The following is an 11,476-nucleotide window of genomic DNA, read 5'->3' as shown; positions in this document are numbered from 1 at the left end:
CGCCCCCACCCCCTTACACGACGGCGCGCCCCGCGAGAGGACTCGCGGGGCGCGCTGCGTGGGAGCCCGGGCCTCCCGGCCCTCAGTGCTCGTCGGCCAGGATCAGGTAGAGCTTCTTGCGGGCGTCGTTGATGACCCCGAGCGCCTTCTCGCGCTGCTCGGGCGAGCCGGTCTTGAAGACCTGCCCGAAGGCCTCCATCAGGCCGATTCCGGCCGTCCGGACCTCGTGCATCGCCTCGAAGTCGAAGCCGCGCCCGGCGTCGGCCCAGGGCGCGTCGGGGCCCGACTCGGCCTCGGTGCGGCCGGCGTCGGTGAGCGTGAACAGCTTCTTGCCGCCCTCGCTCTCACTCGTGATGAGCCCCTCGTCCTCGAGCAGCTGCAGGGTCGGGTAGACCGAGCCCGGGCTGGGCTTCCAGGCCCCGCCGCTGCGCTCGCCGATCTCCTGGATCATCTCGTAGCCGTGCATCGGCCGGTCGCCGAGCAGCGCCAGGATCGAGGCGCGCACGTCACCGCGCCGGGCCCGGCCGCCGCCCCGCCCACCGCGCCCGCCGCGGCCTCCGAAGGGCCCGCCGCCGAAGGGCGGCCCGAACGGCCCGAAGGCGGCGCGCAGCCCCCTGAACTCCTCCCGACGGTCCGGCCCGCAGTGGCCGTGACCCCGCCCGTGCTCATGTCCGTGGTCGTGCTGTCCGCGTGAACGCATGACTGCGCTCCTTTCGTCACGTCGTCGCTTCTTCGACATCGGTTCTCCGATGCCTCAACTATCACTGATCCATCGCGATGCGTCAACGATATATCGGAACCTGTCGTCAGCGATCGAGGGCGATGCACCCCTTGGGGTGCATCGCGGTCAGAACTTCCAGTCGACGATCGCGCGGACGCACCGACGCAAGGGGACATGCGTGCGCCACAAGGGACGGGGCAGGAAGCGGCTCGCCCCGCTGCCTGCGCCGCCGGCGCTGCCATGCTGATGGTCGTACTTCCCGGGCCTGCGGCCACCGCCGACAGTCAGCCGCCGAGGTACTCGACCCCGTGGCGACGTGGTCGCGCGGGGCCTCGGAGCAGTCGGCAAGGGCTTCTCGGCCGCCTCGAACGTTTCCGACACCCGGGACACGACACCGAACTGCGGCCCTGGCCGCGGCCCCTGCCACCTCGTCCTTCACCCGGTGGTGCCGACGGCCCGCGACGGCCGGTCCGCGACCGGCACGAAGGTCTCCCGCACGGCCGACACCGCCCCGACCTGCGGCCGCGGTGACGGGAATTTCAACCGCATCCCCCTGCTGTCGGGCACGAAAGCCCTCTCCCGGACCTGAGCGGCCCACCATGGGGCACAGGCCGCTCCGGGGCACCGGTCCCAGTCCAGTCACCCCGGATTGGCCTTTGTCGGTGATCAAGGAACCGTCCTACCGTCGCCCCATGCGCATCCGAATCGTCGACGCCTTCACCGACCGGCCCTTCCACGGCAACCCCGCCGGAGTCCTGCTCCTCGACACCGCCTTCCCCCGGGACACCTGGCTCCAGCAGGTCGCTTCCGAGGTGAACCTCTCCGAGACCGCCTTCGCCCACCCCCTGCCGCCCGGCGGGGACGCCGACTGGGCGCTGCGCTGGTTCACCCCGGCCGCCGAGGTCGACATGTGCGGCCACGCCACGCTCGCCACGGCGCACGTCCTGGCGTCCGCAGGCCTCGCCGCGGGCCGGATCCGCTTCACCGCGCGCTGCGGGATCCTCACGGCCGAGACCGCCGAGGACGGCACGATCACCATGGACTTCCCGACGTCCTCGCTGACGCCGGTCGCGGCGCCGGCCGCCGTGGACCACGCGCTCGGCGGGGCGCCGATCCTCTCCGTGCACGACACCGCCGCGCACATCGGCGACCTCGTGATCGAGCTCGCCGACGAGAAGACCGTGCGCGAGCTGACGCCGGACCACGGCGCCCTGCGCGCCTTCGCCAAGCGCGGCGTCATCGTCACCGCGGCCGCCGAGGATCCCTCCCGCGGCTACGACTTCGTCTCCCGGGGCTTCTTCCCGGCCTTCGGGATCGACGAGGACCCGGTCACCGGCAGCGCCCACACCGCGCTCGCGCCCTTCTGGGCCGAGCGCCTGGGCCGCACCGAGCTGACCGGCCTCCAGGGCGGCGCGCGCCGCGGTCTCGTACGGGTGACCCTGGCGGGCGACCGCACGCTGCTGACCGGCCGGGCCGTCACCGTCGTCGACGGCGAGCTGTTCGCGTCCCCGCCCGGGGCCGGACAGGCGGGGTGACCACGGGGCACGGACGCGGGCGCCGGGCGGCCGGGCCCGGTCAGCCCGCGGACCCGCCCCCGTCGCCCTTCTCGTCCCCCTTCGACCGCGCCCTCGCGTCCGCCTTCGCGCGCGCGGCACTCCGCCGCTTCTGCTCCTGCTCCACCCAGGCGGCCGAGTCGATCCGCTTGCGGTAGACCTGCTCCGGTTCCGCCGCGCCCAAGTGCACCGTCCACCACCACAGGAGGGCCGACACGGCGAAGAAGACGCCCGCCAATGCCAGGTAGGAGACGACTTCCTCGGACTCGGAGGTGCCCTCCTCGTGCGCGAAACCGGGTACGCCGACGACGAGCGCGTTCACCCACCACGCGAGCGCCCCGTTGAACAGGACGAGGGAGATCCAGTACACGACCCGCATGCTCTTCGCCGGGCCGCTCGCCTCCCCCAGCAGCAGCAGGCGCCGCAGTGAGACCGGCCCCGTCCGGTGACGGCCGCCCTTGTCCGCCCTGGCGCGGCGCACGGACGCGTAGCACTCGTCCAGCCAGCGCCCCGGCTCCGGGTCCGGGGCCGGGGAGTCGGTCGGCGCCAGCTTCTTGGCCTGGATCCAGCCGCTGAGGAACTGGATCTCCAGCTGGGCCTTCTCCAGTCGCCTGCGGTAGTGGTGGTCGGAGCTGCGTGCCTCGCGGCGGTCCCGGATGAGGAGGCTGGCCCCGCCCACCAGGCCGCTGACCACGGGCACGAAGAACGGCGCGAACGGAACCAGAGAGTCCACAACAGCCACCGGGCGCGCCTCCTCACTCCCCTCCAGCGTCGCACCGGTACGGCCTCCGCCCCCGCCCGGCAGGGCCGATCGGGTGCACCGCCACATCACGGCGTGGGCAGCCAGCCCACCTTGCCCGCGAGCAGCGCGTAGCCGCCGAAGGCCACGATGTCGAGCAGCGCGTGCGCGACGACGAGCGGTCCCACCCGCCCCCAGCGGCGGTAGGCCAGGACGAAGACGGCGCCCATCACCATGTTGCCGATGAAGCCGCCGACGCCCTGGTAGAGGTGGTAGGAGCCGCGCAGCGCCGAGCTGGCCAGCAGTGCGGCCATCGGCGACCAGCCGAGCTGGTCGAGCCGGCGCAGCAGGTAGGCCAGCACGATGACCTCCTCCACGACGGCGTTCTGCAGCGCGGAGAGGATCAGTACGGGGAACTTCCACCACACGTCGGGCAGCGCCTCCGGCACCACCGTGAGGTTGAATCCTGCGGCCCGGGCCCCCAGGTAGAAGGCGAGCCCCGCACTCCCGATCCCCGCGGCGACGAGCGCGCCCCGGGCCAGGTCCCCCAGGGGCCGGGTGCGGTCGAAGCCCAGCCCCCGCAGCCCCGGGGCGCCCTCGCGGGTCAGCAGGTGCGCCACCAGCAGGACGGGGACCAGCGCGCTCGCGATGCCGAACAGCTGCCACGCCAGGTCCAGCCAGGGCCGGCCCGGGGCCAGCGAGGCATTGAGCGTGGCGGCCTGGTCCTTCAGACCCCCCGGCTTGGTGAGCGAGCCGATGAAGCTGATGAGCGCCGAGACCCCGCTCGCGCCCAGCGACAGCGCGAGGACGAGCAGCGTCTCGTTGCGCAGGAGACCCCGCCGCCCGTCCTCGTCCAGCTTCACGAACACCGGCTCCGGATCCGCCCGCACGCCCGACTCCCGTCCTGCCATCCCGTTGCGACCACCCCATACTGCCTCCTCGGGCGACCGGGAGGATCACTGCGGGGGGGGCGACGGGATCAACGGGACCACCGGACGGCTCCGGCCACGCGCGCGCCGGTCAGCTCCGGCTCCGGTCACCTCCGGCGCCGGCCACGCGCCGGCTCAGCGCGCCGCAGGGACCGAGGCGCTCACCTCCTCCCCCAGGCCCACGGGCCAGGTGTGCACGGGGTCGCCCTTGTGCATCAGCTCGCTGTACCTCCGGGTGGTCGCGGACAGCGCCTCGTCCCGCTCCAGCCCGGCCGCCAGGGCCCGGTGGTAGGTGTCCACCTGCCAGGTCGCCCCGTTCGCCCTCCGCCGGCAGCGCTCCTCGATGATGCCGAGGTAGTGGTCCCGGTCCGCGGGCTCGATGCCCCAGGCGTCCAGCCCCGCCGCCGCCATCGGCAGCAGTTCGTCCAGGACCAGCCGTACGGCCGGCACGCTCGCCAGGCCCCCGGCCCGACCCCGGCGCGGCCACCGCAGCCGCGCGTCGATCCCGTACCGGCAGGCCGCGTCGAAGTTCGCCTCCGCCTCGGCGAAGGGCAGCCGGGTCCACACCGGGCGCGGCTCGTCGGCGAGGGTGCGGACGAGCCCGTAGTAGAAGGCGGCGTTGGCGACGACGTCGGCGACCGTGGGCCCGGCCGGCAGCACGCGGTTCTCGACGCGCAGGTGCGGCACCCCGTCCGCGACCCCGTACACGGGCCGGTTCCAGCGGTAGACGGTCCCGTTGTGCAGGACCAGCTCCTGCAGCGCCGGCACCCCTCCCTCGGCGAGCACCCTCAGCGGCTCCTCCTCGTCGCATATCGGCAGCAGGGCGGGGAAGTAGCGGACGTTCTCGGCGAAGAGCTCGTACGCCGAGTCCACCCACCGCTCCCCGAACCAGGTGCGCGGCCGCACTCCCTGCGCCTGGAGCTCGGGCGGCCGGGTGTCGGTGGCCTGTGTGAACAGCGGCGGCCGCGACTCCCGCCACAGCTCGCGTCCGAACAGGAAGGGCGAGTTGGCGCCGACGGCTATCTGGGCGGCGGCCACCGCCTGCGCCGCGTTCCACACGGCCGGGAACCGGGCCGGCGTCACCTGCAGGTGCAGTTGTACGGAGGTGCAGGCGGCCTCCGGCACGATCGACCCGGAGGTCCAGATCAGCCGCTCGACCCCGTCGATGTCGAGCGTGAAGTCCTCCCCGCGCATCATCAGGATCTGCTCGTTCAGCAGCGAGTAGCGGTCCACCGCCGACAGGTTCGCGGTGACCAGGTCGGAGCGGGAGATCGTCGGCAGAATGCCGATCATCACCACGCCGGCGTCGATCTCCGCGGCCTGCCTGTGGGCATAGCCCAGCCCCGCGCTGAGTTCCTCGGCGAGCTGGTCGAATACCCGGCCGCCGAGCCGGTGCGGCAGGACGTTCACCTCCAGGTTGAACATTCCCAGTTCGGTCTGGAAATCAGGACTCGCTATCCGCTCCAGCACCTGCGCATTCACCATTCTCGGCAACCCGTCGGTGCCCGCGAGATTCAGCTCGATCTCCAGTCCCATCATGTTCTTCGGGCGATCGAACCTCTTCTCCGCCAGGAGTCGCTCCAGCCCCTCCAGACACTCGTGAAGCTTCCTTCGATACCGCTGCCGATCGGACAGGTCGAATCCGCCCGCCACGACCTTCTCCCCCATCGAAGCGTCCCTCCTCGAGTGGGCCCGGCCCGGGACCCCCAGGCGCGCATTAAGGTCGATGATGCCCCGCCTCCGTGATCCATAACGCGGTGGGGGCGTGCGTGGCGAGGAGCGCGCGCCGGTTTGGCCGAAGGGCGCTTCGGCACATTCACCTGGCAAGTCGCTTCGCGCAAATTCCTCTTCGACTTTGCGCGCGCCGCAAAACCGATGCTTTCCAGCCGAGCCCCCGTCCGGTAACCTCCGAGGTCAGCGCGGCACGTTCGCGCACATCCGGCATGAATGCCATGCCAGCGGGACCGGTAAGCGCCTTGCCGGCAATAGGCGGGACAGCTAGCCGAAACACTGCGTGAACACATGTCGTATAAACTCCGCAAACGAGGCAGAGAGTTGGCGCGCGGCCATTGCCCCTCGGCCCCCCTCTGGCCCCAGAATGCGACAGCGCCGTCCGCACCTGCCCCCGTTCCACAGGTCTCCCAAGTGAGAGGCGACCCACCATGCCGCTGCATGTCCCTCCGGCTCCCGCGCCCGCCCTGCGCAGCGTCCTCGCGGCACTCGGTTCTCCCACCGCCGTCCACGAGGCGCACACTCCGGCCCTGCGCGCGATCCAGGGGCCCCTGACCGCCGAACTCCCCCTTCCGGTGCACGTCCTCGACCGGCTGGGCATGTCCACCCTCGCAGCCGGCGGCAGGCCGCCCCGCACTCGGCTCACGGGCTGGCGGTTCCTGATCCGCAGCGGGGACCGCCACGTCGCGGCGGCCGACACCCGCCTGACCCCCGACGGCTGGACCTTCTCCCATTTCTTCGAGGGGCCCTACGTCGCCGCCACCGAACGCGCCCTGCGCCAGGCGGAGTCCCTCGGTACGAACTACCAGCCGCGGCTGCTGTCCGTACCGGAGCTCTACATGCTGACCCTGTGGCTGCACGGGGCGGTGGGCGCCGATGCCTCCGCCGGGCTGCCCGCGGGCGAGGACCTGCTGGTGCCGCTGGCCCCGGCCCCGCCGGGCATCGCCGCGTACCGGCCGCATCCGGTCTCCGAACTGCTGCCCGTGCTCACCCACCGGCTGACCCCCGCCACGGCACCCCTCCCTCCCTCGCTGGCCGCGCCCGCCGCCTGACCCAAGTAACCCATTCGGCCTAGTCCGCTCGGGTCACGTGCGAACCATCCGAAATGACAGGGGAGTTGGCCTGAACCGCCCGCACGAGTGATGCGTCATCAATCTGTGAGGACAGCTGCGGGGAAATACCTGCGAAGCGGCTGTCGTGGGGGAAGACTGATGACACGCTCCCCGCGGGTGCGGGGATGACCCAGGGGGACGGCCATGAACCACGCATCGAGCCGTAGCACGCAGACCACACCGCAGCGAAAGAACGCATCCATGTGCCAGCACCAGCCAGCCTGCCCGTCAGCCGAATCCGCCGACCGGGAGGCCGCTCGCCCGGTGGCCAACCACCCGGAGCAGGGCTGGAGCCTGCTGTGCAATGGCGTCCTGCTCTTCGAGGACACCGGTGAACTGCTGCCGGACGGCCAGATCATCGCCCCGCACCGCCCGCTCGCGGCGGCGTAGGCGCTGAGGAAGGCCCGGCCGACGGAAGCCACGACGAAGGGGCCGGCCCGGGAGATTCTCCCGGACCGGCCCCTCGTTCACGTCACTTCACCGCTCGGTGTCAGTGGTCGTACTCGTCCAGCGGCGGGCAGGAGCAGACCAGGTTGCGGTCGCCGAAGGCACCGTCGATGCGGCGCACCGGCGGCCAGTACTTCTCGGCGGCCGTGACGCCGCCCGGGAAGACGGCCTCGTCGCGGGTGTACGGGTGGTTCCACTCGCCGCCCAGCGCCGCCGCGGTGTGCGGGGAGTTGGCCAGCGGGTTGTCGTCCGCCGGCCACTCGCCGGCCGCGACCCGCTCGATCTCGCCGCGGATGGCGATCATCGCGTCGCAGAAGCGGTCGATCTCGGCGAGGTCCTCGGACTCGGTCGGCTCGATCATCAGCGTGCCGGCGACCGGGAAGGACATCGTCGGGGCGTGGAAGCCGTAGTCGATCAGACGCTTCGCGATGTCGTCCACGCTCACGCCCGTGGACTTCGCCAGCGGGCGCAGGTCGATGATGCACTCGTGCGCGACCAGGTTGCCCGGGCCGGTGTAGAGCACCGGGTAGTGCGGCTCCAGGCGCTTGGCGATGTAGTTGGCGCCGAGCACCGCCACCTGGGTGGCGCGCTTGAGGCCCTCGCCGCCCATCAGGCGCACGTACGACCACGAGATCGGCAGGATGCCCGCCGAGCCCCAGGGGGCGGCCGAGATCGGGCCGACGCCCGTCTCCGGGCCCGCGGTCGGCTGGAGCGGGTGGTTCGGCAGGTACGGGGCCAGGTGCGCCCGGACGCCGACCGGGCCGACGCCCGGACCGCCGCCGCCGTGCGGGATGCAGAAGGTCTTGTGCAGGTTCAGGTGCGAGACGTCGCCCCCGAAGTGACCCGGCTTGGCGAGGCCCACCAGGGCGTTCAGGTTGGCGCCGTCGACGTAGACCTGGCCGCCGGCCTCGTGCACCTGGGCGCAGATGTCGGCGACGTGCTCCTCGAACACACCGTGCGTGGAGGGGTACGTGATCATCAGCACGGCGAGCTCGTCGCGGTACTGCTCGATCTTGGCGCGCAGGTCGTCCGCGTCCACCTCGCCGTCGTCGGCGGTCTTGACGACGACGACCTTCATGCCGGCCATCACGGCGCTGGCGGCGTTGGTGCCGTGCGCGGAGGACGGGATGAGGCAGATGGTGCGCTGCTCGTCGCCGTTCGCGCGGTGGTAGGCGCGGACGGCCAGCAGGCCGGCGAGCTCGCCCTGGGAGCCGGCGTTGGGCTGGATGGACACCTTGTCGTAGCCGGTGACCTCGCAGAGACGTTCCTCCAGCTCGGTGATGAGCGTGAGGTAGCCCTCGGCCTGCTCCACCGGGGCGAAGGGGTGCAGCTGGCCGAACTCGGGCCAGGTGACCGACTCCATCTCGGTGGTCGCGTTGAGCTTCATGGTGCAGGAGCCCAGCGGGATCATGCCGCGGTCCAGCGCGTAGTCCTTGTCCGAGAGCTTGCGCAGGTAGCGCAGCATCGCGGTCTCGGAGCGGTGCTGGTGGAAGACCGGGTGCGTCAGGTAGTCGTCCGAGCGCAGCAGGGCCTCGGGCAGGGTGTCGTCCGTGACCGCGTCGAGCGCCTCGATGTCGGCGGTGACGCCGAAGGCGGCCCAGACGGCCTCGATGTCGGCGCGCAGGGTGGTCTCGTCGCAGGCGACGGAGACGTGGTCGGCGTCGACCGGGTGCAGGTTGATGCCACCCTCGCGGGCGGCGGCGACGACCTCGGCCGCGCGGCCCGGAACACGGGCGGTGACCGTGTCGAAGTACGAGCCGTGCACGATCTCGACCCCGCCGGCGGTCAGGCCCGCGGCGAGCAGGGCCGCGTAGCGGTGGGTCCGGCGGGCGATCGTCCGCAGGCCGTCCGGGCCGTGGTAGACGGCGTACATGGCGGCCATGACGGCGAGCAGCACCTGCGCGGTACAGATGTTGCTGGTGGCCTTCTCGCGGCGGATGTGCTGCTCGCGGGTCTGCAGCGCCAGGCGGTACGCCTTGTTGCCGTCCGCGTCCACCGAGACGCCGACGAGGCGGCCGGGCAGCGAACGGGCGTGCTTGTCCTGGACGGCCATGTAGCCGGCGTGCGGTCCGCCGAAGCCCATCGGGACGCCGAAGCGCTGGGTGGTGCCGACGGCGATGTCCGCTCCCAGCGCGCCCGGGGAGGTCAGCAGGGTCAGCGCGAGCAGGTCGGCGGCGACGGCGACGATGGCGCCGAGCTCGTGCGCCTGGTCGATGACCGGCTTGATCTCGCGGACGGCACCGGAGGCGCCCGGGTACTGGATCAGAACGCCGTAGACACCGCGCTCGGCGACCTCGGCCGGGATGCCCCCGGACAGGTCGGCGACGACGACCTCGATGCCGATCGGCTCGGCGCGGGTCTCGATCACGGCGATGGTCTGCGGCAGCGCGTCGGCGTCCACGAGGAAGACGTTGCCCTTGGCCTTGCCCACGCGGCGGGCCAGCGTCATGGCCTCGGCGGCCGCGGTGCCCTCGTCGAGCAGCGAGGCTCCCGAGGTCGGCAGCCCGGTGAGCTCGGCGACGACGGTCTGGAAGTTCAGCAGGGCTTCGAGGCGGCCCTGCGAGATCTCCGGCTGGTACGGCGTGTACGCCGTGTACCAGGCCGGGTTCTCCATGACGTTGCGGAGGATCACCGGCGGCGTGAAGGTCCCGTAGTAGCCGAGACCGATCATGGAGGAGAGGACCTGGTTGCGGTCGGCGAGCGAGCGCAGCTCGGCGAGCACCTCGGCCTCGGTCCGCGCCTCGGGCAGGTCGAGCGCCTCGGCGGTCTTGATCACATCCGGTACCGCGGCTGCGGTCAGTTCGTCCAGGGAGCCGTAGCCCACATGGGCGAGCATCTTCGCCTGCGCCTCGGCATCCGGGCCGATGTGGCGCTGTTCGAAGGGGATGCCTCGCTCCAGCTGGGAGAGCGGAATGCGGTTGGCGGTCATGTACGGAGGCCTCCTGGTCGTATGACCTGCGAGGGGCACCACGGCGCGGGCACCCGGACGGCCTCCCCCTCTGTCATCTGCACCTGAGAGTTTCACCGGAGCCGCGGGGGTCGCCCAAGAGCTCCGGCTTTCACCGTCGGTGAGGAGTGGGACCGGCACTGCGCGCCCGGTACCCGCCCCTGCTTTCCAGAGTGGCCTCGTCCGTGCGGTACGTATGCCTGAGAGATTCCGGGGAGGATTTGCTCCTTCGGCGCCTCCGTCTTGATCACTCGGAGGACTCTCCCGCACAGGGTCGACAGCCATCACCCAGCCTACCAGCGAGGATCTGGAGCCTCCCCGAGTGGCCTCTGCTGCCGTTATGCACTTCTGTAGTCATTACGGAGCAGTTGCGACCAATTGGAGGGACCGTGCAGACCGACATCGATCCGCGCAGCCTGATCGGCCGCAAGGCGTTCGACCGCAATGGCACCAAGATCGGCACCGTGGACGAGGTCTACCTCGACGATGCCACGGGCGTCCCGGAATGGGCGGCCGTCCGTACGGGCCTGTTCAGCCGGGACGCCTTCGTCCCGCTGGAGCCGAGCGAGATGGTGGGTGACACCTTGCGGGTGCCCTTCGAGCGCTCCCTCATCAGGGAAGCCCCCGACTTCGGCGTCGGCCGCCACCTCTCCCCCGAACAGGAGCTGCAGCTCTACCACCACTACGGTCTGGACACGACCCTGCCGACGGACTTCCAGCGCGACTTCGGCCGCCTGGCGAGCGACGAGGGCTGACCGGGCGCGGGGAGGGCGTGGGCCGGCGGCCGTGAGCCGGGGCTCGGACGGGGCGCGCGACGCCCCCGCCGTCCGGCTTCAGGATCATGCCGGGCCCGCGGCTCCCCGCTCGCCCTCCCCCACCAGCGGCAGCGGATCGGACGGCTCCAGCTCGGGGTCGTCCACCCGGAAGGTCCGCACCCGGCCGGGCTCCGATCCGGGCTGCTCGAACCGTACGGTCACCCGCCCGACCCCGCTGCCCTGTACCCACCCGGGCCCGTACACCGCGTGCCGCACGTCGCTCCCGGCCGGCCAGCGCCGCTCGGGAGCCGGCTCCGGCTCCCCGGGCGGCTCTGCGGCCGCCGGGGCCCCGGAAGCCTCAGAAGCCCCCACAGGCGCGCCGGCAGCTCGGGGCTCACCATTCCCGCCCGCGACGGCCGCCCGGGCCTCCTCACCCGTCCCAGCCGCGCCAGCCGCGCCGGCCGCCCCGTCCGGCTCAGCGGCGAGCGACTGCGCGAACAGGTCCTCCTGCGTGTAGTCCGCGAGCCCCGTCACCCCCACCC

The 11,476-nt window shown here is 72.1% G+C and carries 10 protein-coding genes, 1 pseudogene and 1 riboswitch; of the genes and pseudogenes, 5 read left to right on the top strand and 6 right to left on the bottom strand.

Annotated elements, in window-relative coordinates; all coding sequences use genetic code 11:
• Positions 1-82 precede the first annotated feature (82 nt).
• Positions 83-700 carry a PadR family transcriptional regulator gene (locus PV721_RS35450; RefSeq protein WP_319731707.1) on the bottom strand — a complete coding sequence of 206 codons (618 nt, stop codon included), beginning with the start codon at positions 698-700 and terminating at the stop codon, positions 83-85.
• 337 nt (positions 701-1,037) lie between these two features.
• On the opposite strand from PV721_RS35450, the gene PV721_RS35445 reads away from it, so the two are divergent.
• Together PV721_RS35445 and PV721_RS35440 are read left to right on the top strand one after the other, a co-directional pair.
• The gene (locus PV721_RS35445; protein ID WP_319731706.1) at positions 1,038-1,310 is read left to right on the top strand and encodes a hypothetical protein; all 273 of its coding nucleotides are present in this window, start codon (positions 1,038-1,040) and stop codon (positions 1,308-1,310) included.
• Between the two features lie 103 nt (positions 1,311-1,413).
• Positions 1,414-2,256 (top strand): PhzF family phenazine biosynthesis isomerase, encoded by an 843-nt coding sequence (locus PV721_RS35440; RefSeq protein ID WP_319731704.1) that lies wholly within the window; start codon positions 1,414-1,416, stop codon positions 2,254-2,256.
• Between the two features lie 40 nt (positions 2,257-2,296).
• Here PV721_RS35440 and PV721_RS35435 read toward each other — a convergent pair whose 3' ends face one another.
• The 3 genes from PV721_RS35435 to PV721_RS35425 form a co-directional block, all read right to left on the bottom strand.
• A complete protein-coding gene (locus PV721_RS35435; protein WP_319731702.1) occupies positions 2,297-3,016 on the bottom strand; it encodes a hypothetical protein in 720 nt (239 codons plus the stop codon).
• Positions 3,017-3,102: 86 nt separating this feature from the next.
• Positions 3,103-3,924, bottom strand: coding sequence for a type II CAAX endopeptidase family protein (locus tag PV721_RS35430; RefSeq protein ID WP_319731700.1), 822 nt, complete (start codon positions 3,922-3,924; stop codon positions 3,103-3,105).
• A 153-nt stretch (positions 3,925-4,077) separates the two neighbouring features.
• Complete coding sequence (locus PV721_RS35425) at positions 4,078-5,610, bottom strand: glutamate-cysteine ligase family protein (protein ID WP_319731698.1); 1,533 nt, start codon at positions 5,608-5,610, stop codon at positions 4,078-4,080.
• A 494-nt stretch (positions 5,611-6,104) separates the two neighbouring features.
• Here PV721_RS35425 and PV721_RS35420 point away from each other — a divergent pair, with 494 nt between their 5' ends.
• Both PV721_RS35420 and PV721_RS35415 read left to right on the top strand, forming a co-directional pair.
• Entirely contained in the window at positions 6,105-6,725 is a 621-nt protein-coding gene (locus tag PV721_RS35420) for a hypothetical protein (protein ID WP_319731696.1), read from the top strand.
• A 261-nt stretch (positions 6,726-6,986) separates the two neighbouring features.
• A complete protein-coding gene (locus PV721_RS35415) occupies positions 6,987-7,175 on the top strand; it encodes a DUF5999 family protein (RefSeq protein WP_030009772.1) in 189 nt (62 codons plus the stop codon).
• Positions 7,176-7,275: 100 nt separating this feature from the next.
• On the opposite strand, the gene gcvP is transcribed toward PV721_RS35415, so the two are convergent.
• Positions 7,276-10,161 carry an aminomethyl-transferring glycine dehydrogenase gene (gene gcvP / locus PV721_RS35410; protein WP_319731690.1) on the bottom strand — a complete coding sequence of 962 codons (2,886 nt, stop codon included), beginning with the start codon at positions 10,159-10,161 and terminating at the stop codon, positions 7,276-7,278.
• 196 nt (positions 10,162-10,357) lie between these two features.
• Positions 10,358-10,456: riboswitch (glycine riboswitch) on the bottom strand.
• Positions 10,457-10,568: 112 nt separating this feature from the next.
• Between gcvP and PV721_RS35405 the strand changes: the two genes are divergently transcribed.
• Positions 10,569-10,934 (top strand): PRC-barrel domain-containing protein, encoded by a 366-nt coding sequence (locus PV721_RS35405; protein WP_319731688.1) that lies wholly within the window; start codon positions 10,569-10,571, stop codon positions 10,932-10,934.
• A gap of 84 nt (positions 10,935-11,018) precedes the next feature.
• On the opposite strand, the pseudogene PV721_RS35400 reads toward PV721_RS35405, so the two are convergent.
• Positions 11,019-11,476: pseudogene (locus PV721_RS35400) on the bottom strand (DNA polymerase IV); the annotation flags it as partial.

Source organism: Streptomyces sp. MB09-01 (assembly GCF_033794505.1).
In the GTDB taxonomy this organism is placed as follows: Bacteria; Actinomycetota; Actinomycetes; order Streptomycetales; family Streptomycetaceae; genus Streptomyces.
The sequence above is the reverse complement of the archived record's forward strand: the minus strand, read 5'-3'. Positions and strand labels throughout refer to the sequence as shown.

What these genes read in the sequence shown, in the direction of transcription:
- PV721_RS35420 (WP_319731696.1), top strand. Translation starts at nt 6,105, where the DNA reads ATGCCGCTGCATGTCCCTCCGGCTCCCGCGCCCGCCCTGCGCAGCGTC.
- PV721_RS35430 (WP_319731700.1), bottom strand. Translation starts at nt 3,924, where the DNA reads ATGGCAGGACGGGAGTCGGGCGTGCGGGCGGATCCGGAGCCGGTGTTC.
- PV721_RS35440 (WP_319731704.1), top strand. Translation starts at nt 1,414, where the DNA reads ATGCGCATCCGAATCGTCGACGCCTTCACCGACCGGCCCTTCCACGGC.
- gcvP (WP_319731690.1), bottom strand. Translation starts at nt 10,161, where the DNA reads ATGACCGCCAACCGCATTCCGCTCTCCCAGCTGGAGCGAGGCATCCCC.
- PV721_RS35415 (WP_030009772.1), top strand. Translation starts at nt 6,987, where the DNA reads ATGTGCCAGCACCAGCCAGCCTGCCCGTCAGCCGAATCCGCCGACCGG.
- PV721_RS35450 (WP_319731707.1), bottom strand. Translation starts at nt 700, where the DNA reads ATGCGTTCACGCGGACAGCACGACCACGGACATGAGCACGGGCGGGGT.
- PV721_RS35425 (WP_319731698.1), bottom strand. Translation starts at nt 5,610, where the DNA reads ATGGGGGAGAAGGTCGTGGCGGGCGGATTCGACCTGTCCGATCGGCAG.